This is a genomic window from Streptomyces sp. NPDC051578 (genome assembly GCF_044454045.1).
GTDB lineage: Bacteria > Actinomycetota > Actinomycetes > Streptomycetales > Streptomycetaceae > Streptomyces.
The window spans coordinates 863,549-885,128 of record NZ_JBITDH010000001.1 but is presented as its reverse complement, the minus strand read 5'-3'; the positions used below and the strand labels follow the sequence as shown (position 1 = coordinate 885,128).

Sequence of the window (21,580 nt, the reverse complement as noted above, 5' to 3'; positions counted from 1 at the left end):
TCGTGCGTGGAGGCGTGCCGGGCGACCACGGGGGCCGCTCGAAGGAAGGTTAGCCTAACCTCGCTTGAGTGGGTAAGGGGGCCCTGACTTCCGTCGGGGCCCCTCACCTGCACGCCTGCGCGAACGGACCGACCGTCAGCCCGCGAAGCCCAGTTCGCGCGCGATGAGCATGCGCTGCACCTCGCTCGTGCCCTCGCCGATCTCCAGGATCTTGGAGTCCCGCCACATCCGCGCCACCGGGTACTCGTTCATGAACCCGTAGCCGCCGTGGATCTGGGTGGCCTCCCGGGCGTTGTCGACGGCGACGGTGGAGGAGTACAGCTTCGCGATCGCCGCCTCCTTCTTGAACGGCTCGCCCGCCACCAGCCGCGAGGCCGCGTCCCGCCAGCCGACGCGGGCCATGTGGGCGCGCATCTCCATGTCGGCCAGCTTGAACTGGATGGCCTGGTTGTCCCCGATCGGCCGGCCGAAGGACTGCCGCTCCTTCGCGTACTTCACCGACTCGTCCACACAGCCCTGCGCGAGGCCGGTGGCGAGCGCCGAGATGGCGACGCGCCCCTCGTCCAGGATGCGCAGGAACTGGGCGTAGCCGCGGCCCTCCTCGCCCACCAGGTTGGCGAGCGGCACCCGCACGTCGTCGAAGGCCAGCTCGCGGGTGTCCGAGGAGTTCCAGCCCACCTTGGAGTACGGCGCGGCGACGGTGAAGCCCGGCGTGCCGGACGGGACGATGATCGAGGAGATCTCCGGGCGGCCGTCCGCCTTGCGGCCCGTGACGGCGGTGACGGTGACCAGACCCGTGATGTCCGTACCGGAGTTGGTGATGAAGCACTTCGAGCCGTTGATCACCCACTCGTCGCCGTCCTTGACGGCGGTGGTGCGGCTGCCGCCCGCGTCCGAGCCCGCGCCCGGCTCCGTCAGGCCGAAGGCGCCGAGGATCTCACCGGAGCACATCCGCGGCAGCCACTCCCGCTTCTGCTCCTCGGTGCCGAACCGGAAGATGGGCATGGCGCCGAGGGAGACCCCGGCCTCCAGGGTGATGGCGACCGAGGAGTCGACGCGGGCCAGCTCCTCCAGGGCGATGCCGAGGGCGAGGTAGTCGCCGCCCATGCCGCCGTACTCCTCGGGGAAGGGCAGGCCGAACAGGCCCATCCGGCCCATCTCGCGGACGATCTCGTACGGGAACTCGTGCCGCTCGTACAGGTCGCCGATCTTGGGCGCGATGACGTCGTGCGCGAACTCCTCGACGGTGCGGCGGAGTTCCTCGTGCTCGGGGGTGAGCCGGTGGTCGAGGGACATGTCTTCGTTACTCCTTGTGGGAGAGGGCGCGGACGGTACGGGAGGGGCTGGGCCGGCCCAACTGCTCGGCCATCCACACGCTCGTGGCGGTGAGGGCGGCCAGATCGACCCCGGTCTCGATGCCGAGACCGTCGAGCATCCACACCAGGTCCTCGGTGGCGAGGTTTCCGGTGGCGCTCTTCGCGTACGGGCAGCCGCCGAGGCCGCCGGCGGAGGCGTCGACCGTGGTCACGCCGTGCCGGAGCGCGGCGAGGGTGTTGGAGAGGGCCTGGCCGTAGGTGTCGTGGAAGTGCACGCCGATCCGGTCGGTGGCGACGCCTTCCTCGTTGAGGGCGCGCAGCAGCGCCCGGACGTGCCCGGGGGTGGCGACGCCGATCGTGTCGCCGAGGCTGAGCTCGTCGCAGCCGAGGTCGAGCAGCGCCTTGGCGGTGCGGACGACCTGGGGGAGCGGGACCGCGCCCTCCCAGGGGTCGCCGAAGCACATCGACAGATACCCGCGGACGTGGGCCCGCTGCTCCTTGGCACGGGCCACCACCGGCTCGAACATCGCGAGGGACTCGGCGACCGTGCGGTTGAGGTTGCGCGCGGCGAAGGTCTCGGTGGCGGAGCCGAAGACCGCTATCCGGGTGGCACCGAGGGCGAGTGCCCGGTCGAGGCCGCGCTCGTTGGGGACGAGGACGGGGAGGGCCGCGTCGAGGTCGCCGAGGAGCGGGAACAGCTCCTCGGCGTCGGCCAGCTGCGGCACCCACTTGGGGTGGACGAAGCTGGTGGCCTCGATGGTGGTCAGCCCGGCCGCGGCCAGGCGGTGGACGAACTCGGCCTTGACGGCGGTCGGGACGGCGGCCTGCTCGTTCTGCAGGCCGTCGCGGGCGCCGACCTCGTGGATGCGGACGCGGGCCGGAAGGTCCGGGTCCGGAAAGGTCATGGGCAGGCCGTTCATGCGCCCTCCTCCTCGGTGTCCGGGGTGACCACGGCCAGGACCTGGTCCATGGCGACGGTGGTGCCGGGGGTGACGTCGAGTTCGGTGACGGTCCCGGCGTGCGGGGCGGAGATGACGTGCTCCATCTTCATGGCCTCGACGACCAGGAGGCTCTGGCCGGCGGTGACGTGGTCGCCGACGGCCACCTTGACGACGGTGACGGTGCCCGGCATCGGGGCGGCGAGGGTGTCCGCGCCGGCGTGGCCCCGGCCGGTGAGGGCGGCGGTGACGGGGTCGTGGGCCTGGACGTGCCAGGAGTCGCCGTCGCGGCCGAGCCAGACGCCCTCCGGGGAGGCGGCGTGGGCGAAGCGGTGGGTCACGCCGTCGAGTTCGACCGTCAGCCGGTCGGCCGTGCGGCCGACGATCCGGCCGCGGACCGGTGCGCCGGGGCCCTGCGGGGCGTGGTTCACCCCTGCGCCGTCGGGTGCGGCGCCGAGCAGGAGCTCCTGTTCCGTGCCGCGCCGGCGGGTGCGGACCGAGACGGGCTCCTGGCCGGGGAGGCGGAAGTGGTGGACCGTCCAGGCGGGGGTACCGCCCAGCCGCCAGCCGTCGCCCGCGGAGAACGGATCGGCCCAGGCGCCCTCCGGCCCCGCCGGCGTCCGGTGCGCGGGGTCCGCGGCGGAGCCCAGGTTCCCGGAAGGGGCGGGGTGGGGGAGGGACAGCAGGGCCGCGGCTGCGTACACCTCGGGCGGGACGCCCTCGGGGAGCATGGTGGACAGGTCCCGCTCGACCAGGCCCGTGTCCAGGGTGCCGGAGACGACGTCCGGGTGGGCCAGAAGACGCCGCAGGAAACCCGCGTTGGTCTGGACACCGAGGATCACGGTGTCCGCCAGCGCCCCCCGCAGCACCCGCAACGCCGCCGCCCGGTCCGGCCCGTACGCGATCACCTTCGACAGCATCGGGTCGTAGGTGGAGCCGGTGTCCACCCCCGCCGCCAGCCCGGAGTCCGTCCGCACCGGGCCGCCCGAGGGCTCCGACAGCGCCAGCACGGTGCCGCCCGACGGCAGGAACCCCCGCGCCGGGTCCTCCGCGCAGACGCGGGCCTCGATCGCGTGGCCCGTCAGGGTGACGTCGGCCTGGCCGAAGCCGAGCGGCTCGCCGGCGGCGACCCGCAGCTGCTGCTCCACCAGGTCCAGCCCGGTGATGAGCTCCGTCACCGGGTGCTCCACCTGGAGCCGGGTGTTCATCTCCATGAAGTAGTACGAGGACGGGTCCCCGCCCGGCACGATGAACTCCACCGTGCCCGCGCCGACGTACCCGCAGGAGCGGGCCGCCTCCACCGCCGCCGCACCCATCGACGCCCGCAGCTGCGGGGTCAGCAGGACCGAGGGCGCCTCCTCGATGACCTTCTGGTGCCGCCGCTGGAGCGAGCACTCGCGCTCGCCCAGGTGCACCACGTTGCCGTGCGCGTCCGCCAGCACCTGGATTTCGATGTGCCGCGGCCGGTCCACCCACCGCTCCACGAGCAGCGTGTCGTCGCCGAACGAGGACCGTGCCTCGCGGCGGGCCGCCGCGATCTCCTCGCCGAGCAGGTCCGCGTCCCGTACCAGGCGCATGCCCTTGCCGCCGCCGCCCGCCGAGGGCTTGAGCAGCACCGGCATGCCGATCTTCTCGGCGGCGGAGGCCAGTTCGGCGTCGCTCAGGCCGCTCCCGGACGAGCCGGGGACGACCGGGACACCGGCCGCCTTCACCGTCTCCTTCGCCCGGATCTTGTCGCCCATCAGCGAGATCGCGCTCGCGGGCGGGCCGATGAACACCAGGCCCGCCTCCTCGCAGGCCGCCGCGAACCCCGCGTTCTCCGCGAGGAAGCCGTAGCCCGGGTGGACGGCCTCGGCGCCGGTGCGGCGGGCCGCGTCGAGCAGCCGCTGCACCGACAGGTAGCTCTCGGCGGCCGCCGCCGGGCCGATCCGGACGGCCGTGTCGGCCTCCCGGACGTGCCGCGCGTCCGCGTCCGCGTCGCTGAAGACGGCCACGGAACGCACGCCGAGCTCCCGCAGCGTGCGGATGACGCGTACCGCGATCTCGCCCCGGTTGGCGACCAGAACAGTGCTGAACATCAGTGAGGTCCTCACGTCACATACGGAAGATGCCGAAGCCGCGATCGCCCAGCGGAGCGTTCGCGCACGCGGTCAGGGCCAGCCCCAGCACCTGCCGGGTCTCCAGGGGGTCGATGACGCCGTCGTCCCACAGCCGGGCGGTGGCGTAGTAGGCGTTGCCCTGTTCCTCGTACTGCGCGCGGACCGGGGCCTTGAACGCCTCCTCGTCCTCGGCCGGCCACTCCTGGCCCGCGCCCTCGATCTGGTCGCGCTTGACGGTCGCGAGGACGGACGCGGCCTGTTCGCCGCCCATGACGGAGATCTTGGCGTTGGGCCACATCCACAGGAAGCGCGGCGAGTACGCCCGGCCGCACATCGAGTAGTTGCCGGCCCCGTACGAGCCGCCGACGACCACCGTCAGCTTCGGGACGCGGGTGCAGGCGACCGCCGTGACCATCTTCGCGCCGTGCTTGGCGATGCCGCCCGCCTCGTAGTCGCGGCCGACCATGAAGCCCGAGATGTTCTGGAGGAACAGGAGCGGGATGCCGCGCTGGTCGCACAGCTCGATGAAGTGGGCGCCCTTCTGGGCGGATTCGGAGAAGAGGATGCCGTTGTTGGCGACGATGCCCACGGGGTGGCCGTGGATCCGGGCGAAGCCGGTGACCAGCGTCTGCCCGAACTCCGCCTTGAACTCCTGGAAGCGGGAGCCGTCCACGATCCGGGCGATGACCTCGCGGGCGTCGTAGGGAGTGCGGGAGTCGACGGGGACCGCGCCGTACAGGCCGTACGGGTCCACCTTCGGCTCCTGCGGCGCCTCGACCGACCAGGGCAGCGCCCCGCGCGCGGGCAGGGTCGCCACGATGTTGCGCACGATCCGCAGCGCGTGCGCGTCGTCCTCCGCGAGGTGGTCGGTGACGCCGGAGGTCCGGGAGTGGACCTCCCCGCCGCCGAGCTCCTCCGCCGTGACGACCTCGCCCGTGGCGGCCTTCACCAGCGGCGGCCCGCCCAGGAAGATCGTGCCCTGGCCCCGGACGATGACGGCCTCGTCGCTCATGGCCGGTACGTAGGCACCGCCCGCGGTGCAGGAGCCGAGGACGGCGGCGATCTGCGGGATGCCGGCGCCGGACATGCGGGCCTGGTTGTAGAAGATGCGGCCGAAGTGGTCCCGGTCGGGGAAGACCTCGTCCTGCAGGGGAAGGAAGGCGCCGCCCGAGTCGACGAGGTAGAGGCAGGGGAGACGGTTCTCCAGCGCCACCTCCTGCGCGCGCAGGTGCTTCTTGACGGTCATCGGGTAGTACGTGCCGCCCTTGACGGTGGCGTCGTTCGCGACGATGACGCACTCGCGGCCGCTGACCCGGCCGATGCCCGCGATGACCCCGGCGGCGGGGGCCGCGCCCCCGTACATGCCCTCGGCGGCCAGCGGGGCCAGCTCCAGGAAGGGCGAACCCGGGTCGAGGAGGGTGTCCACGCGCTCGCGCGGGAGCAGCTTGCCCCGGGCGGTGTGGCGGGCACGGGCCTTCTCGCCGCCGCCGAGGCGGGCCGCCTCCAGCCGGGCGCGCAGGCCCTCGGCGAGTTCCCGGTGGGCGGCCTCGTTGGTCCGCCAGGCCTCGGACGCCGGGTCCGCGGCGCTCGTCAGCACTGGTGCCTGCTGCATCGGTCGAGCTCCCTTGCTCGGTCCATGGAAACCGGTCACGCTGTTAATGAGCGTTAACGCCTGTGAGGCCTAGGTTAACGAGCGCTAACGGCCCTGTCTAGAATGGATTCCCATGAGCACCAGAGCGGCCGCCCCCACCCGTCGCGAGCAGATCCTCAGTGAGGCCGCCCGCCTCTTCGCCGAGCGCGGTTTCCACGGCGTCGGCGTGGACGAGATAGGGGCCGCGGTGGGCATCAGCGGACCCGGCCTGTACCGCCATTTCGCGGGCAAGGACGCCATGCTCGCCGAGCTGCTCGTCGGGATCAGCGAACGCCTCCTGACCGGGGGCCGGCGCCGGGTGGAGGAGGCGGCCGGGGACCCGGCGGCGGTGCTCGCCTCCCTCGTGGAGGGCCACATCGACTTCGCGCTGGACGACCGCGCGCTGATCACCCTCCACGACCGCGAGCTGGACCGGCTGCGCGACGCCGACCGCAAGCTCGTGCGCCAGCTCCAGCGGCAGTACGTCGAGCTGTGGGTGGAGGTCGTGCGCCGGCTCCACCCGGAGGTGGGCGAGTCGGAGGTACGGGTCTCCGTGCACGCGGTGTTCGGCCTGCTGAACTCCACCCCGCACCTGGCGGCGCTGGGCCGGGAGGCGACCGAGTCGCTGCTGCGGCGGCTGGCCAACGGGGCCTTCGGGGCGCTGTCGGGGTGACGCCCCGTGTCCGCTGGTCGGAATGGAACAGACGCCTCCGGCGGGGCGGCGGCACAATGAGCCATATGCCGAAGCCGATAGAGACGCCCGCCCAGCCCGTGGGGACACCGGACCGCACCGAACTCATCGACCACCTGGTCCGTACGCGGATCGCGGGCGACGTGGCGACGGCGCGCGAGAACAACCTCTCCCACTACCGCAAGCTCGCCAACGGCGACCGGCACTACTGGCTCGGCCTGGAACTCGGCGACCGCTGGACGGACGAACAGGACGTCCTGGCCGTCATGGCGGAGCGGTGCGGGGTCGTGGACGACGCGGAGCACCGGTACGGGCAGGACACCATCGACCCGGAACTGACCGTCGCCGCCCTGGACCGGATGGCGGCGCGGCTGCGCAAGGCGGCGCTGGACCGCCAGCGGGTCCTGCTGGCCACCGGGCACCCGGGCGGCCTCCTGGACGTCCACCGCGCGACGGCGGCCGCCCTGCGCGAGGCCGGCTGCGAGATCGTGGTGATCCCGCCGGGGCTGACCGCCGACGAGGGCTCGGTGTGGCAGTTCGCGGACGTGGCCGTACTGGAGCGCGGCGCCACGCTGTGGCACACCCACTCCCCGGCTCCGATGACGGCCATCCTGGACGGCCTGGAAGCCGCGGGCCGGCCCCTGCCCGACCTGGTCGTGGCCGACCACGGCTGGGCGGGCTGCGCGGCGCAGCGGGGGCTGGACGCGGTGGGCTACGCGGACTGCAACGACCCCGCGCTGTTCCTCGGCGAGGCGGAGGGCACCCTCCAGGTGGCGGTACCCCTGGACGACCACGTCCGCGACCCGCGCTACTACGACCCGGTGGTGGCGTACCTGCTGGCGGCGGCGGGCCTGAGCTGACGGGGCCCCGCCCCCCAGGAGCGACGGCCTAGCCCAGCCAGGCGGTCATCTCGGCCTGGACGGCCGAGCCGTCGAGGTCCGCGAGCTTGGCGGCGACGAAGTCGCGGGCCCAGTCGGAGGTCTGGATACGGAACGGCGTCTTCTCGGCGGTCAGGGCGCCGACGACCGGCGCCGCCGCCTGCTCCGAGGTCTGGGCGGTGTCGCTGCCGAAGGTCTTGAGGGCGTGGTCGACGTAGCCCTGGAGCGCCGGGGCGTACGGCCCCGCCTGCGCGAGCATGGCCGGTACGTCGAGCCGTACGTTGTTCACGAACTCGCTGGTGACGGCGCCGGGTTCGACCACGGCCACCTGGACGCCCGTGCTCGCGGCGACCGGGGCGAGGGACTCCATGAAGCCCTCGACGGCGAACTTGGCCGCGCAGTAGGCCTCGTTGAAGGGCTGGCCGACCACTCCGCCGACGCTGGTCACCGTGATGACCCGGCCGCCCGAGGCGCGCAAGTGGGGGAGTGCGGTGCGGGTGAGCTCGACCACGCCGAAGAAGTTGACCTCCATGACCGACCGGACCTGCTCCATGTCGTGCTGCTCGACGGTGCCGACGAAGCCGGCGCCGGCGTTGTTCACGACCGCGTCGAGGTGCCCGTGCTCGGCGACGACCTCCGCCACGCAGGCGGCCACCGACCCGGCGTCCGTCACGTCCAGCCGCTTGACCTGGACCCGGTCGGCGACACCGGCCTCGCGGGCGGTCTCCAGCAGCGCTTGTGCCCGGCCCGTGTCGCGCATCGTCGCCACGGCGTGCCAGCCGGCCCGGGCGGCGCCGACCGCGGTGGCCAGGCCGATGCCGGAGGACGTGCCGGTGATGAGAACGGTCTTGGTCATGGGTAGCTCCTCGTAGAACCGTAAGTGCGTGTGCACACACATTATCTTTGTGTGCGTGTGCACGCAACCTCCTTCCCGGTAGGCTTGCCCCCATGGCGCAGAACAACCTCACCCCGGGCGAATTCACCCCCCGCGACCACGCCTTCTACGGCCTCGTCTGGGCGGGTTCCACGCTCAGTGCCCGCGTGGACCAGGCGCTCGCGCGCCGCCACGACCTGCCGCTGTCCTGGTTCGAGGTCATGCTGTGGCTGCGCGCGCAGAAGGAACCGGTCGCCGCCTCCGAGCTCGGGGCCGTGACCCTGCTCAGCCGCAGCCAGGTGTCCCGCGTCGCGGACTCCCTCCAGGCCCGCGGCCTGATCCAGCGGATACCGTCCCCGACCGACGCCCGCTCGGTCCGGCTCGCCCTCACCGAAGCGGGCCACCGCGCCTTCGAGGAGGCCGACGCCACCCGCCGCGAGGTCCTCGCCGAGGTCTTCGACGACCTCCTGGACGACGCGGACATCGCCGCACTGGCGGGCATCTGGGCCAAACTCAAGTCCCGCCCGGCCGCCCGCGACCACATCAAGGGCTGACGAGGCAGAACTCGTTGCCCTCCGGGTCGAGCATCGCCTGGAAGGAACCCTGGTCGTCGGTCACCACCGGGCCCAGGCGGCGTGCGCCCAGCCCCACCGCCTCGCCGGCGGCGGCCTCGACGTCGTCGACCGCGATGTCGAGGTGGAGGCGGTTCTTCACGGTCTTCGCCTCGGGAACCGGCTGGAAGGCGAGCCGCACGGACCCGGACAGCTCCACGTGCGACCAGCCGCGCCCGCGGTGGACCGGTTCCCCGCCGAGGAGGCGGGCCCAGAAGCGGACCAGCTCCTTCGGCTCGTGACAGTCCACGACGATCTGCTGCACATGTCCCCGCATGGTGCCCGAGTCTATGGATTCGCCCGTGGAGTCACCTGCTGCCGGCCGGGTCCCGCCGGGGTCGGCGTCGGGTCCAGGTACACGCGGCGGATCGACGGCCAGCGCTCGCGCAGCTGCGACTCCGCGTCCTCGCACGCCGCCTCGACCTGCCGGGCCGAAGCCAGGTCGTGGAAGTCGATCTTCGCCGCGATCAGCACCTCGTCCGGCCCCTGCACCAGCGTGGTCAGCTCCAGCACGCCCTCGATGTGCGGCACCGAGAGCAGTTCCTCCCGCACCTGCGCGCGCGTCGCCGCCGACAGGGGCCGCCCGATCAGGTACTGCGCGTTGGAGCGGCCCAGCTCCCACGCCACCCACACCAGCAGCAGCCCGATCAGCAGCGACGCGACGCCGTCGTACGCCCCCGACCCCGTCAGCTGCGCCCCCAGCAGCCCGCCGGCCGCCAGGACCAGGCCGATCAGCGCGGCCACGTTCTCCAGCAGGACGGCCTTCACCGCGGTGTCCGGGGTGTGCTTCACGTACCGCCCCAGCGGGGCCCGCAGCCGCGCCGCCTCGCCGCGCACCTGGCGCCAGGCCACGAGCAGCGAGTAGCCCTCCAGCAGGAAGGCGACCGCGAGGATGACGTAGGACACCGTCGGGTCGCCCGGGTCCTCGCCGTGCAGCAGCGTGTGGATGCCGTCGTACACCGCGAAGACCGCGCCGCCGACGAAGGTCGCGATCGAGGCGAGCAGCGCCCAGATGTAGCGCTCCGGCCCGTACCCGAGCGGGTGCGCCTCGTCGGCCGGCCGTGCGCTGCGTTTCAGCGCGGCCAGCAGCAGGACCTCGGTGACGGTGTCGGCCACCGAGTGCGCGGCCTCCGACAGCATCGCGCTCGACCCGCTGATGATCCCGCCGACCGCCTTGGCGGCGGCGATGCCGAGGTTGGTGACGACCGCGACGACGACCGTCCCGACGCTCTCGGACTCCGCCGCCCCGCTCGCTCGCGGTGGTCCGGTCGCTTCCGGTGGTCCGGGTGGTCCGGGTGGTTGTGAGGCCATGCAGCGACGGTAGGGGCCGCTATCCGCGCGGGACGCGTACGACACCCTCCTGGATGACCGTCACGGCCAGCCGGCCGTCCTGCGTCCAGATGCGGGCCTGGCCCAGACCCCGCCCGGCCGCCGCCGAGGGCGACTCCTGGTCGTACAGCAGCCACTCGTCGGCGCGGAAGGGCCGGTGGAACCACATCGCGTGGTCGAGGGAGGCGCCGACCACGTCGCCGACGGCCCAGCCGCCCCGGCCGTGCGCGAGCAGCACCGAGTCCAGGAGCGTCATGTCGGAGACGTACGTGGCCAGGCAGGTGTGCAGCAGGGGGTCGTCGGAGTCGAGCTTGTCGGCCGTACGGAACCACACCTGCGAGTGCGGCTCCCGCGGCTGCCCGACCGAGCCCCACGGGGGAGTCGTCGCGTACCGCAGGTCCACCGCGCCGCGGGCGTCGATCAGCCGCTCCACCGTTCCCGGGTCGCGGAAGACCTCCCGGTACAGCGGGAGCGACTCGGCGGCCGTGGGCAGGGTCTCCGGATCGGGCGCGTGCGGCATCACGGCCTGGTGGTCGAGCCCCTCCTCGTAGGTCTGGAAGGACGCGGAGAGGTGGAAGATCGGCTGCCCGTGCTGGACGGCGACGACCCGGCGCGTGGTGAAGGAGCGCCCGTCGCGGATCCGGTCGACCGAGTACACGATGGGCGCGCCGGGATCACCGGCACGCAGGAAGTAGGAGTGCAGGGAGTGCGCGGTGCGGTCCGCGGCCACGGTCCGGCCGGCCGCGACCAGTGCCTGGGCCGCGACCTGTCCGCCGAAGACCCGCGGTACCAGCGACGTACGGCTGGTCCCGCGGAAGATGTCCTCCTCGATCTGCTCCAGGTCGAGCAGATCGAGGAGCGTCGTCAGTGCCTCGTTCATGGGACTGAGACGTGGATTCCCCCGGTTCCCGGATGTTCCTTACAGGCCCATCGACTTCGCGATGATGGACTTCATGACCTCGCTGGTGCCGCCGTAGATGCGGTTCACGCGGTTGTCGGCGTACAGACGGGCGATCGGGTACTCGTTCATGTAGCCGTACCCGCCGTGCAGCTGGAGGCACTTGTCGATGACGCGGTGCGCGACCTCGGTGCAGAACAGCTTCGCGGACGCGGCCTCGGCGGCCGTCAGCTCACCGGCGTCCAGGGCCTCCAGCGCGCGGTCGGCGACGGCCTCCGCCGCGTCGACCTCGGCCTGGCAGGCGGCCAGCTCGAACTTGGTGTTCTGGAAGTGGGCGACCGGCTTGCCGAAGACGGTGCGCTCCGTCACGTACTGCTGGGCGAACCGTATGGCGGCCTTGGCCTGGGCGTACGCGCCGAAGGCGATGCCCCAGCGCTCGGAGGGCAGGTTCGCGCCGAGGTAGTAGAAGCCCTTGTTCTCCTCGCCGAGCAGGTCCTCGGCGGGCACCTTGACGTCGACGAACGCGAGTTCGGCGGTGTCGGAGGTGCGCAGGCCCAGCTTGTCCAGCTTGCGGCCGACGGAGTAGCCCTCGGACTTGGTGTCGACGGCGAAGAGGGAGATGCCGAAGCGGCGGTCGTCCTCGCGCGGGGCGGAGGTACGGGCGCAGACGATCACGCGGTCGGCGTGGACGCCACCGGTGATGAAGGTCTTGGCGCCGTTGAGGACGTAGTGGGTGCCGTCCTCGGAGAGCTTGGCGGTGGTCTTCATGCCCGCGACGTCGGAGCCGGTGCCCGGCTCGGTCATCGCGAGGGCCCACATCTCCTCGCCGGTGACGAACTTCGGCAGGAAGCGCTTCTTCTGCTCGTCGTCGGCCAGCATCTTGATGTAGGGGAGGGCGAGCAGTACGTGCACGCCGGAGCCGCCGAAGTTGACGCCCGCGCGCGAGGTCTCCTCGTAGAGGACGGCCTCGAACTTGTGGGTGTCCAGGCCCGCGCCGCCGAACTCCTCGGGGACGTTGATGCCGAAGATGCCCAGCTCGCCGAGCTTGTAGTAGAACTCGCGGGGCGCCTGGCCGGCGGCGAACCATTCGTCGTAGACGGGGACGACCTCGGCCTCGATGAAGGCGCGGATGGTCTCGCGGAACGCTTCGTGGTCCTCGTTGAAAACGGTACGGCGCACGGCCGGCCTCCCTCTGCGGCTAACCCGCCGCCGCTGTCGCGGAGGTGGTTGCGCGCCGTCGTGGTTGCTCGATTGATGGCAAACGTCTAAGCGCTTGCTCAGATTAAGTTACCGGCGAGTTGTCCCCGCTGTCCAGGGTACGTAGCGCGAACCACAGTTCCATGCGCACGTCCGGGTCATCGAGGTCGCGGCCGAGGAGGGCGGCGCAGCGGGCGATGCGCTGGCGGACCGTGTTGCGGTGGACGCCGAGGGCGGCGGCGCTGCGGTCCCAGCTGCCGTGGTGGGCCAGCCAGCCGCGCAGGGTCGCCGCCCGGGCCGGGCCGAGCGGCGCGAGCAGCGCCTCGGCGTGCGCGCGGGCCTGCGCCGGGTCCACGAGTCCGGGCAGGCCCGCCTCGGAGTGCCGCACCAGCGGGGTGCGCGCCGCCTCGGCCCGCTCCAGGGCGCGGCGGGCCTGGGTGTCGGCCGCCGGCAGGGCCCCGGGGCGGGCGGGCGCGCTGACGCCGAGGCGCCACCCCGGCTGCGGAGCGGGATCCCGGTCGGTCAGGAGGCGCAGCTGCGGGCCGCGCGGGTCCAGGAGTACGGTGCCCAGCGCCCCCGCGAGGGCCCGCGGGTCCCCCGCACCCCGGGCGTGGACCACCCGCCAGGGGCCGGGGGGCAGGGCCTCGGCCGGGTCCCCGTCCAGGAGCAGCCGGGTCAGCGCTGCGGCCTCGGTCCCGGCGGGGCGGTGCGTGGTGAGCAGGCCCAGCAGGACGGCGGCGATGGCGGTGATGGCGTGGTCCCCGGGGGTGCGCTCCGGGACGGCGACGCCGAGGACGGGCGCGGGGAGCGGGGTCGGGGCGGAGCCCGGGCGAGGGACGGCGGCCGTGGCCGGGCCGCCGGGGCCGGGGGCTGCGCCGCTGCTCGGGCCTGGGCTGCCGGGGCCTGGGCTGCTCGGGCCCGCGCCGCCCGGGCCCGGGGCGCCGCCCAGGGCGTACGCCGACAGCTGCCACCCCGCGGCGGAGTCCGTCGCCGTCGCCGGGCCGCCCCGGGCGGCGACCCGCGCGAGCAGCGCCTCCAGCGCGGCTGCCGCCCCCGGCGGGACCTCGCGGCCCGCCTCCCCGGAATCGGCGCCGCCGCCCGGGCCGCCCCGCAGCAGCACGACCCGTCCGCCCAGGCTCGCCGCCAGCCTGCGCAGTACCGCCGGGACCGGATCCGGCCGGGCGGCCGCCGCGGCCAGGGCCTGCTGCGCCTCGGTGACCCGGCGCAGCTCACGCGTCCGGGCCTCCGCCATCAGCCGCCACACCGTACGGGCGACCGCGGTGAACGGGGTCCCCGGCGGGACCTCCAGCAGCGGCAGCCCGTGCCGCGCGCACGCCGCCACCAGCTCCGGCGGAACCTCCTCGTACACGGGCGCCACCCCGAAGCCGAGCGCCGCCGCGCCCGCCGCGACGAGCCGGGCCACGTACCCGTCGGCGTCCGGCCCCAGCTGCGCCCCGGCGGTGAGCAGCAGTTCCCCGCCCAGCAGGTACGGCGACGGGTCGGCCATCTCCGAGGCGTGCACGGCGTGCACGGCGGCGTGCCCCGGGGCGCCCTCGGCCGCGTGCAGTGCGCGCAGGCCCAGCTCCCGGTCGGCGAGCAGGGCGGCGAGGTCGACCCCCGGGGTCGGCGGTTGATCCGGCATGGATACTCCGTACATACGGTGGAGGCGTGGTGGATGAAACGTACACTTCGCCGCGCCCGGGTGTCCCCTTACGCTCGAAGGACCGCACACCCCCTCCGGAAGGCACCCCCATGAGCACGCAGCCGCGCGGACCCGTCGACTCCTCCCGGATCCCGCGCTACGCGGGCCCGGCGACCTTCGCCCGGCTGCCGCGCCTGGACGAGGTCGGCTCCGCCGAGGTGGCCGTCGTCGGCGTCCCGTTCGACTCCGGTGTCTCCTACCGGCCGGGCGCCCGCTTCGGCGGCAACGCCATCCGCGAGGCCTCGCGCCTGCTGCGCCCGTACAACCCCGCGCAGGACGCCTCGCCGTTCGCGCTCGCCCAGGTGGCGGACGCCGGTGACATCGCGGTGAACCCCTTCAACATCAACGAGGCCGTCGAGACGGTCGAGGCCGCCGCCGACGAACTGCTCGGCGCCGGCTCCCGCCTGATGACCCTCGGCGGCGACCACACGATCGCGCTGCCGCTGCTGCGCTCGGTCGCCAAGAAGCACGGCCCGGTCGCGCTGCTGCACTTCGACGCCCACCTGGACACCTGGGACACGTACTTCGGCGCCGAGTACACGCACGGCACCCCGTTCCGCCGCGCCGTGGAGGAGGGCATCCTCGACACCGAGGCGCTCTCCCACGTCGGCACGCGCGGCCCGCTCTACGGCAAGCAGGACCTGGACGACGACGCGAAGATGGGCTTCGGCATCGTCACCTCGGCCGACGTCTACCGGCGCGGCGCCGACGAGGTCGCGGACCAGCTCCGCCAGCGCATCGGCGACCGTCCGCTGTACATCTCCATCGACATCGACGTCCTGGACCCGGCGCACGCGCCCGGCACCGGCACGCCGGAGGCGGGCGGCATGACCTCCCGCGAGCTGCTGGAGATCATCCGCGGCCTGTCGTCCTGCAACCTGGTCTCCGCCGACGTCGTCGAGGTCGCCCCGGCGTACGATCACGCCGAGATCACCTCGGTCGCGGCCTCGCACACCGCGTACGAGCTGACCACGATCATGTCGCGACAGATCGCGCAGGCGAAGGGCAAGTAACCGACGTGACGCACGACCACGACCTGGTACTCCGTCCCACCGAAGCCCAGACGGCGGCCGCCCTCGCGCCGCCGCCCGGGCGGACGGGCGGGGACCTGGTCGTGGAAACGCTGCGCTCCCTCGGCGCCACCACCGTGTTCGGCCTGCCCGGCCAGCACGCCCTGGCCGTCTTCGACGCGGTGGGCCGTTCCGACCTGCGGCTGGTGGCCCTGCGTACGGAGAACAACGCCGGGTTCGCGGCCGACGCCTACGGCCGCCTCACGGGCGAGGCCGTCCCGCTGCTGCTGTCCACCGGCCCGGGCGCGCTGATGGCCCTGCCGGCGCTGGCCGAAGCCGCGGCGGCCTCCGCGCCGGTCCTCGCGATCTCCTCCCAGGTCCCGTCCCCGGGCCTGGGCGGAGGCCGCCGTGGCCACCTGCACGAGCTGCGCGACCAGTCCGCCTCCTTCCGCGAGGTGGTCAAGTCGGTCCACACCGCCCGCACCCCGTCGCAGATCCCGTCCGTCATCGCGCAGGCCTGGGAGTCGGCGCTCACCACTCCGCACGGCCCCGTCTGGGTGGAGATCCCGGAGGACGTCCTGCGGACCGAGACGGTGATCCCGCAGGTCACCGGCATGGACGCGACTCCGCACGAGCTGGCGCCCCGCCCCGAGCTGACGGCCCTGGCCGCCCACTGGCTCTCGAACGCCTCCCGCCCGGTGATCATCGCGGGCGGCGGTGTGATCCGCGCGGACGCCGCCGGCAAGCTCAGGCAGCTCGCGGAACGCCTGGACGCGCCCGTGGTCACCACCTTCGGCGGGAAGGGAGCCTTTCCCTGGACCCATCCGCTGTCCCTCCAGTCCTGGCTGGAGGACCGCCACATGACGGACTTCCTGGAGGACGCGGACGTACTCCTGGTCGTCGGCTCCGGCCTCGGCGAGCTGTCCTCGAACTACCACACGTTCTCCCCCGGGGGCCGGGTCGTCCAGATCGAGGCGGACCTCGGGAAGCTGGAGTCCAACCACCCGGGCCTCGGCATCCACGCGGACGCCCGGCTGGCGCTGCAGGCCCTGCTGGAGACGGTGTCCGAACGCGAGGACCCCTCGGCCCCCGCCCGCGTCCGCACGGTCCTGGACGAGATCGGCGCCCGCCTCGCCGAGCAGGACGTGGCGCTGGAGCAGGAACTGCTGGCCGCTGTCAGGTCGGCCCTGCCGCCGCGCTCCCCGTCGTTCTGGGACATGACGATCCTGTCCTACTGGGCCTGGTCGGCCTTCGACGCGAAGCACCCCAACACCATGCACTCGGCGCAGGGCGCGGGCGGCCTCGGCTACGCCTTCCCGGCGGCCCTCGGCGCGTGCGTCGCGGAACCGGGCACCCCGGTGCTGGCCGTCTCGGGCGACGGCGGCGCGATGTACTCGATCGCCGAACTGGCCACGGCCAAGCAGCACGAGCTGGACGTGACCTGGCTGATCGTGGACGACGGCGGCTACGGCATCCTGCGCGAGTACGGCTGCGCGACGGGCACGGACCTCACCGGCCCCGACTTCGTCGCTCTGGCGGCCTCCTTCGGCGTCCCGGCCGCCACCACCTCGGCCGCCACCCTCCGCGAGGACCTCGCCACGGCCCTCGCCTCCCCGGGCCCCTCGGTCCTGGTCCTCCCGACGACGCTCAAGATGTTCGCCCCGACCCACCTGTGACGGCCCGGGCGCCCTGCTGCGGGGGCTCACCGCGACGCTGCCCCTCCCGCGACGAGGGCCCCACGTCCGCCCACACGGCCTTCCCGACGCCGTGCGGCCTGGGGCGGCATCCCCAGCACTCGACCAACGCCGCAACGATCGCGAGCCCGCGGCCCCGCTCGTCGCAGGCCGTGGTGGCCTGCGGCGCGAGGTCGACGACGGCTCCGGTGTCGGACACCTCGACGCGCACCCCGCCCTCCCGCCGAGCGAGCCGGACGCCGATGTCCCTCCCCTGCGGCGCGCCGGAGTGTCTCAGGGCGTTCGTCACCAGCTCGGAGACCACCAATTACTCCAGCAGGCGGCCCTGCGGCTGACCGCGGACGGCCCGTAGGTGCGGGCCCGGCGAGTTCACCACCCGTTACGCGGACGCCTCCGCCGAACTGGGCGTCGCGCCCCCCAACGGCCCACGCCGCCCGGCGCCCTGGCGCGGAGCCCTGTTCGATTGTTGCAGCGGGATGAAATCCGCCGGTCGGGGCGTTGGCGCTTCCGGCAGGACAGGATCGACGGGGAGGCTCGACGTGGCGGCGGCGGAGACGGAAGCAGGCGGAAAACGGGGCTGGGGCCGACGGCTGGCCGCCTACACCTGGCGGTACAAGGCGAACGTGCTGCTCGCGCTCGGGTCCTCGCTGGCCGGTATGGCCGTCATGGCGCTCGTACCGCTCGTCACCCGCACCATCATCGACGACGTCATCGGCGACGAGAGCAAGCCGATGGGCCCCTGGGCCGCGATGCTCATAGGCGCCGCCCTCCTGGTGTACGTACTCACCTACATACGCAGGTACTACGGCGGGCGCCTCGCCCTCGACGTCCAGCACGACCTGCGCACCGAGATGTACGGCGCCATCACCCGCCTCGACGGCCGCCGCCAGGACGAACTGTCCACCGGCCAGGTCGTCGGCCGGGCCACCAGCGACCTCCAGCTGATCCAGGGCCTGCTCTTCATGCTCCCGATGACCATCGGGAACTTCCTGCTCTTCGGGATATCCCTCGGCATCATGCTGGCGCTGTCCCCGCTGCTGACCCTCGTCGCCCTCCTCATGGCCCCCGCCCTCTGGTACATCGCCAAGCGCAGCCGCAAGAAGCTGTTCCCCGCCACCTGGTACGCGCAGAGCCAGGCCGCCGCCGTCGCCGGTGTCGTCGACGGGGCCGTGACCGGCGTCCGCGTCGTCAAGGGCTTCGGACAGGAGGAGCAGGAGACCGGAAAGCTCCGCGAGGCCGGCCGCCGCCTGTTCGGCGGGCGGATGCGGGCCATCCGGCTCAACTCGAAGTACACCCCCGCGCTCCAGGCCGTACCCGCGCTCGGGCAGGTCGCGATGCTGGCCCTCGGCGGCTGGATGGCCACCCGCGGCCAGGTCACCCTCGGTACCTTCGTCGCCTTCTCCACCTACCTCGCCCAGCTCGTCGGCCCCGTCCGCATGCTGGCCATGGTCCTCACCGTCGGACAGCAGGCCCGCGCCGGCGTCGAGCGCGTATTCGAGTTGATCGACACCGAGCCGGTGATCGAGGAGGGCACGACCGAGCTGCCCGCCGACGCTCCCGCCACCGTCGAGTTCGAGGACGTCCGCTTCGGCTACGACCCCGAGCGGCCCGTCCTCGACGGGTTCTCGCTGCGGATGGCGGAGGGCGAGACCGTCGCGCTCGTCGGCTCCTCCGGCAGCGGCAAGTCGACCGTCTCGCTGCTCCTGCCCCGCTTCTACGACGCCGACCGGGGCGTCGTCCGCGTCGGCGGCCACGACGTGCGCGAGCTGACGTACGCCTCCCTGCGCGGCGCGATCGGCCTGGTGCCCGAGGATTCGTTCCTCTTCTCCGACTCGATCCGCGCCAACATCGCCTACGGGAACCCCGCCGCCGACGAGGAGCAGATACGGGCCGCCGCCCGCGCCGCCCAGGCCGAGGGGTTCATCGAGGCCCTGCCCGCGGGGTACGACACCAAGGTCGGCGAGCAGGGCCTGACCCTCTCCGGCGGCCAGCGCCAGCGCATCGCGCTCGCCCGCGCCCTCCTCACCGACCCCCGGCTGCTCCTCCTGGACGACGCGACCTCCGCCGTCGACGCCCGCGTCGAGCACGAGATCCACGAGGCCCTGCGCGCCGTCATGGCAGGCCGCACCACCCTCCTCATCGCACACCGCCGCTCCACGCTCGCGCTCGCCGACCGGATCGCCGTACTCGACCGCGGGCGGCTCCGCGACATAGGCACCCACGAGGAACTCGAACGCCGCTCGCCCCTCTACCGCAGGCTGCTGACGGACCCCGAAGCCCTCGGCGCCGCCTCGCCGCGCGTCCCCGAGGCCGCCGCGATGGCCGAGTTCGAGCGTGACATCGAACGGGACATCGAGATCGAGGCGGAGATCGACTCCGAGCCGGTCAACGCCAAACGCCGGGTCTCCGGCGGCATCACCCCCGAGCTGTGGCGGCGCGAGGACGAATCGAAGGGCGACCTCCCCGCCCCCGCGGCCGGCAGCCCCGCCACCCCCGAACTGCTCGCGCAGGTCGCCGCCCTGCCGCCCGCCGACGACCTGCCCGACGTCGACGAGGACCGGGCCGCGGCCCCCGAGGAAAGCTACGGCCTGCGCCGGCTGCTCCACGGGTTCTGGGCGCCGCTCGCCATCAGCCTCGGCCTCGTCGCCGTGGACGCGGGCTCCGGGCTGCTGCTGCCGATCCTGATCCGGCACGGCATCGACAAGGGCGTCGAACAGGCCGCGCTCGGAGCGGTCTGGGTGGCCGCCGGGCTGGCCCTGGCCGTCGTCATCGGACAGTGGGCCGCGCAGTTCGCGGAGACCCGGATGACCGGCAGGACCGGCGAGCGCGTGCTGTACGCGCTGCGCGTGAAGATCTTCGCCCAGCTCCAGCGCCTCGGGCTCGACTACTACGAGCGCGAGCTGACCGGCAAGATCATGACCCGGATGACCACCGACGTGGACGCGCTCTCCAGCTTCCTCCAGACCGGTCTGGTCACCGCCGTCGTCTCCGTCTTCACCTTCTTCGGCATCCTGATCGCCCTGCTCGTCCTCGACGTGGAACTGGCGCTGATCGTCTTCGCCACGCTCCCGCTCCTCGTCGTCGCCACCGTCGTCTTCCGCCGCAAGTCGGTCGCCGCGTACGAACTCGCCCGCGACCGGGTCAGCGGCGTCAACGCCGACCTCCAGGAGTCGGTGGCCGGGCTGCGCATCGTCCAGGCCTTCCGCCGCGAGGGCGACGGAGCCGTCCGCTTCGCCGGCCGCAGCGACTCCTACCGCGAGGCCCGGGTCCGCGGCCAGTGGCTGATATCCGTCTACTTCCCCTTCGTGCAGCTGCTGTCCTCGGGCGCCGCGGCCGCCGTGCTGATCGTCGGCGCGAGCCGGGTGGAAGCCATGACGCTCACCACGGGCGCGCTCGTCGCGTACCTGCTCTACATCGACCTGTTCTTCGCACCCGTCCAGCAGCTCTCCCAGGTCTTCGACGGCTACCAGCAGGCCACCGTCTCCCTCGGACGGATCCAGGACCTGCTGCGCGAGCCGACCACCACCCCCCGGCCCGCCGATCCGCGCCCGGTGGCGGAGCTGCGCGGCGAGATCGCCTTCGAGGACGTGCGCTTCGCCTACGGCACCGCCGAGGAGCGCGGCGAGAAGGGCGAGGCGCTGGCCGGGATCAGCCTGCGCATACCGGCCGGGCAGACCGTCGCCTTCGTCGGCGAGACGGGCGCCGGCAAGTCCACGCTGGTCAAGATGGTGGCCCGGTTCTACGACCCGACCTCCGGCCGGGTCACCGCCGACGGCACCGACCTGCGGGAGCTGGACCTGACGGCGTACCGCCACAGGCTGGGCGTCGTCCCCCAGGAGGCCTACCTCTTCCCGGGGACGGTCCGCGACGCCATCGCCTACGGGCGGCCCGAGGCGAGCGACGCCGAAGTGGAGGCCGCCGCCCGCGCGGTCGGCGCCCACGACATGGTCGCCACCCTCGACGGCGGCTACCTGCACACCGTCGCCGAACGGGGGCGCAACCTGTCCGCCGGTCAGCGCCAGCTGATCGCGCTGGCCCGCGCCGAACTCGTGGACCCGGACGTCCTGCTGCTGGACGAGGCGACGGCCGCCCTCGACCTGGCCACCGAGGCGCAGGTCAACCTGGCCACCGACCGGCTCGCGGGCAAGCGCACCACCCTGGTCGTCGCCCACCGCCTGACGACCGCCGCCCGCGCCGACCGCGTGGTGGTCCTCGACCGCGGTGTGGTCGTGGAGGACGGTACGCACGCCGAACTCCTCGCGCGCGGCGGCCGGTACGCCGAGCTGTGGCGGACCTTCGCGGGAGAGGACGAGCGGGCGGCCGCCTGAACCGCGCTTGTGGGGTGCAACCTTCCGCGGGACGGGGCGTCGTAGTCGGTGCCCCGGCGGGCGCGGGCGCGCACCCCGGGGGTGTTCGCGGCGGCTCTGGGGCTCGTCGGCGGCGCACTGCCCACCTCGCCTCCCACCCGGGCGAGCGCCGCCGGATGGCGGTGGGCGTTCAGCCGCGTGGCGGTGTCCCGGTCGCCGATGCGGGGCGCTTCACCCGTTACGCGCGCCCCGTCACCGTCGGCGCGATCAGCCGTTGCGTGTATGCAAGGGGGAACGTAGCGGCCGGATCGGTCGATTCCGGCCGGATCCTGTGCTGACGGCTTCCCCGCGGCCCAACGTGGTCTGTTCAGAGGCGCGTTGGCCCCGCTAGGTTCACCGCGACCGA

The 21,580-nt window shown here is 73.3% G+C and carries 17 protein-coding genes; 6 read left to right on the top strand and 11 right to left on the bottom strand.

Translation table 11 applies throughout. From position 1 onward, the window contains the following. Positions 1–135: 135 nt before the first annotated feature. Genes ACIA6C_RS03940 through ACIA6C_RS03925 form a run of 4 tightly spaced genes read right to left on the bottom strand, consistent with a single transcriptional unit; the run spans position 136 to position 5,965 of the window. The gene (locus ACIA6C_RS03940) at positions 136–1,296 is read right to left on the bottom strand and encodes an acyl-CoA dehydrogenase family protein (protein WP_399272730.1); all 1,161 of its coding nucleotides are present in this window, start codon (positions 1,294–1,296) and stop codon (positions 136–138) included. Positions 1,297–1,303: 7 nt separating this feature from the next. Beyond that, positions 1,304–2,236 carry a hydroxymethylglutaryl-CoA lyase gene (locus tag ACIA6C_RS03935; RefSeq protein ID WP_399272728.1) on the bottom strand — a complete coding sequence of 311 codons (933 nt, stop codon included), beginning with the start codon at positions 2,234–2,236 and terminating at the stop codon, positions 1,304–1,306. Further along, positions 2,233–4,332, bottom strand: coding sequence for a biotin carboxylase N-terminal domain-containing protein (locus ACIA6C_RS03930; RefSeq protein ID WP_399272726.1), 2,100 nt, complete (start codon positions 4,330–4,332; stop codon positions 2,233–2,235). The genes ACIA6C_RS03935 and ACIA6C_RS03930 overlap by 4 nt, the downstream gene beginning before the upstream one ends. Before the next feature lie 16 nt (positions 4,333–4,348). Next, positions 4,349–5,965 (bottom strand): carboxyl transferase domain-containing protein, encoded by a 1,617-nt coding sequence (locus ACIA6C_RS03925; RefSeq protein WP_399272724.1) that lies wholly within the window; start codon positions 5,963–5,965, stop codon positions 4,349–4,351. Between the two features lie 112 nt (positions 5,966–6,077). Between ACIA6C_RS03925 and ACIA6C_RS03920 the strand changes: the two genes are divergently transcribed. Next, positions 6,078–6,656, top strand: a complete 579-nt coding sequence (locus tag ACIA6C_RS03920; RefSeq protein WP_361136747.1) for a TetR/AcrR family transcriptional regulator — start codon at positions 6,078–6,080, stop codon at positions 6,654–6,656. Between the two features lie 56 nt (positions 6,657–6,712). After that, complete coding sequence (locus tag ACIA6C_RS03915) at positions 6,713–7,534, top strand: phosphatase (RefSeq protein ID WP_399272722.1); 822 nt, start codon at positions 6,713–6,715, stop codon at positions 7,532–7,534. A gap of 28 nt (positions 7,535–7,562) precedes the next feature. Here the strand turns inward: ACIA6C_RS03915 and ACIA6C_RS03910 are convergent, their stop codons facing one another. After that, positions 7,563–8,408, bottom strand: coding sequence for an SDR family NAD(P)-dependent oxidoreductase (locus ACIA6C_RS03910; protein ID WP_399272720.1), 846 nt, complete (start codon positions 8,406–8,408; stop codon positions 7,563–7,565). Positions 8,409–8,500: 92 nt separating this feature from the next. Here ACIA6C_RS03910 and ACIA6C_RS03905 point away from each other — a divergent pair, with 92 nt between their 5' ends. Next, entirely contained in the window at positions 8,501–8,980 is a 480-nt protein-coding gene (locus ACIA6C_RS03905) for a MarR family winged helix-turn-helix transcriptional regulator (protein WP_399272718.1), read from the top strand. On the opposite strand, the gene ACIA6C_RS03900 is transcribed toward ACIA6C_RS03905, so the two are convergent. The 5 genes from ACIA6C_RS03900 to ACIA6C_RS03880 form a co-directional block, all read right to left on the bottom strand. Beyond that, positions 8,970–9,314, bottom strand: coding sequence for a VOC family protein (locus ACIA6C_RS03900; protein ID WP_366079047.1), 345 nt, complete (start codon positions 9,312–9,314; stop codon positions 8,970–8,972). The genes ACIA6C_RS03905 and ACIA6C_RS03900 overlap by 11 nt on opposite strands. 11 nt (positions 9,315–9,325) lie before the next feature. Next, positions 9,326–10,348 (bottom strand): cation diffusion facilitator family transporter, encoded by a 1,023-nt coding sequence (locus ACIA6C_RS03895; RefSeq protein WP_399272716.1) that lies wholly within the window; start codon positions 10,346–10,348, stop codon positions 9,326–9,328. Positions 10,349–10,367: 19 nt separating this feature from the next. Continuing rightward, the gene (locus tag ACIA6C_RS03890) at positions 10,368–11,246 is read right to left on the bottom strand and encodes an acyl-CoA thioesterase (RefSeq protein WP_399272714.1); all 879 of its coding nucleotides are present in this window, start codon (positions 11,244–11,246) and stop codon (positions 10,368–10,370) included. 39 nt (positions 11,247–11,285) lie between these two features. After that, positions 11,286–12,443, bottom strand: coding sequence for an acyl-CoA dehydrogenase family protein (locus ACIA6C_RS03885; protein ID WP_361136761.1), 1,158 nt, complete (start codon positions 12,441–12,443; stop codon positions 11,286–11,288). A 103-nt stretch (positions 12,444–12,546) separates the two neighbouring features. Continuing rightward, positions 12,547–14,103, bottom strand: coding sequence for a helix-turn-helix domain-containing protein (locus ACIA6C_RS03880; protein WP_399272712.1), 1,557 nt, complete (start codon positions 14,101–14,103; stop codon positions 12,547–12,549). A 110-nt stretch (positions 14,104–14,213) separates the two neighbouring features. Here ACIA6C_RS03880 and speB point away from each other — a divergent pair, with 110 nt between their 5' ends. Together speB and ACIA6C_RS03870 are read left to right on the top strand one after the other, a co-directional pair. Beyond that, entirely contained in the window at positions 14,214–15,176 is a 963-nt protein-coding gene (gene speB, locus ACIA6C_RS03875) for an agmatinase (RefSeq protein ID WP_399272710.1), read from the top strand. Positions 15,177–15,181: 5 nt separating this feature from the next. Beyond that, positions 15,182–16,849 (top strand): thiamine pyrophosphate-binding protein, encoded by a 1,668-nt coding sequence (locus ACIA6C_RS03870; protein WP_399272708.1) that lies wholly within the window; start codon positions 15,182–15,184, stop codon positions 16,847–16,849. On the opposite strand, the gene ACIA6C_RS03865 is transcribed toward ACIA6C_RS03870, so the two are convergent. Continuing rightward, positions 16,821–17,171: an ATP-binding protein gene (locus tag ACIA6C_RS03865; protein WP_399272706.1), complete on the bottom strand. Its 351-nt coding sequence runs from the start codon at positions 17,169–17,171 to the stop codon at positions 16,821–16,823. The two genes, ACIA6C_RS03870 and ACIA6C_RS03865, sit on opposite strands and share 29 nt — an antisense overlap. Before the next feature lie 235 nt (positions 17,172–17,406). Between ACIA6C_RS03865 and ACIA6C_RS03860 the strand changes: the two genes are divergently transcribed. Continuing rightward, positions 17,407–21,195 (top strand): ABC transporter ATP-binding protein, encoded by a 3,789-nt coding sequence (locus ACIA6C_RS03860; RefSeq protein WP_399272704.1) that lies wholly within the window; start codon positions 17,407–17,409, stop codon positions 21,193–21,195. Positions 21,196–21,580: the final 385 nt, after the last annotated feature.

Bases quoted from the DNA above. Each gene is read 5' to 3' on its own strand.
- ACIA6C_RS03915 (WP_399272722.1), top strand. From the start codon at position 6,713: ATGAGCCATATGCCGAAGCCGATAGAGACGCCCGCCCAGCCCGTGGGG.
- speB (WP_399272710.1), top strand. From the start codon at position 14,214: ATGAGCACGCAGCCGCGCGGACCCGTCGACTCCTCCCGGATCCCGCGC.
- ACIA6C_RS03935 (WP_399272728.1), bottom strand. From the start codon at position 2,236: ATGAACGGCCTGCCCATGACCTTTCCGGACCCGGACCTTCCGGCCCGC.
- ACIA6C_RS03930 (WP_399272726.1), bottom strand. From the start codon at position 4,332: ATGTTCAGCACTGTTCTGGTCGCCAACCGGGGCGAGATCGCGGTACGC.
- ACIA6C_RS03890 (WP_399272714.1), bottom strand. From the start codon at position 11,246: ATGAACGAGGCACTGACGACGCTCCTCGATCTGCTCGACCTGGAGCAG.
- ACIA6C_RS03895 (WP_399272716.1), bottom strand. From the start codon at position 10,348: ATGGCCTCACAACCACCCGGACCACCCGGACCACCGGAAGCGACCGGA.
- ACIA6C_RS03940 (WP_399272730.1), bottom strand. From the start codon at position 1,296: ATGTCCCTCGACCACCGGCTCACCCCCGAGCACGAGGAACTCCGCCGC.
- ACIA6C_RS03905 (WP_399272718.1), top strand. From the start codon at position 8,501: ATGGCGCAGAACAACCTCACCCCGGGCGAATTCACCCCCCGCGACCAC.
- ACIA6C_RS03900 (WP_366079047.1), bottom strand. From the start codon at position 9,314: ATGCGGGGACATGTGCAGCAGATCGTCGTGGACTGTCACGAGCCGAAG.
- ACIA6C_RS03880 (WP_399272712.1), bottom strand. From the start codon at position 14,103: ATGCCGGATCAACCGCCGACCCCGGGGGTCGACCTCGCCGCCCTGCTC.
- ACIA6C_RS03910 (WP_399272720.1), bottom strand. From the start codon at position 8,408: ATGACCAAGACCGTTCTCATCACCGGCACGTCCTCCGGCATCGGCCTG.
- ACIA6C_RS03925 (WP_399272724.1), bottom strand. From the start codon at position 5,965: ATGCAGCAGGCACCAGTGCTGACGAGCGCCGCGGACCCGGCGTCCGAG.
- ACIA6C_RS03920 (WP_361136747.1), top strand. From the start codon at position 6,078: ATGAGCACCAGAGCGGCCGCCCCCACCCGTCGCGAGCAGATCCTCAGT.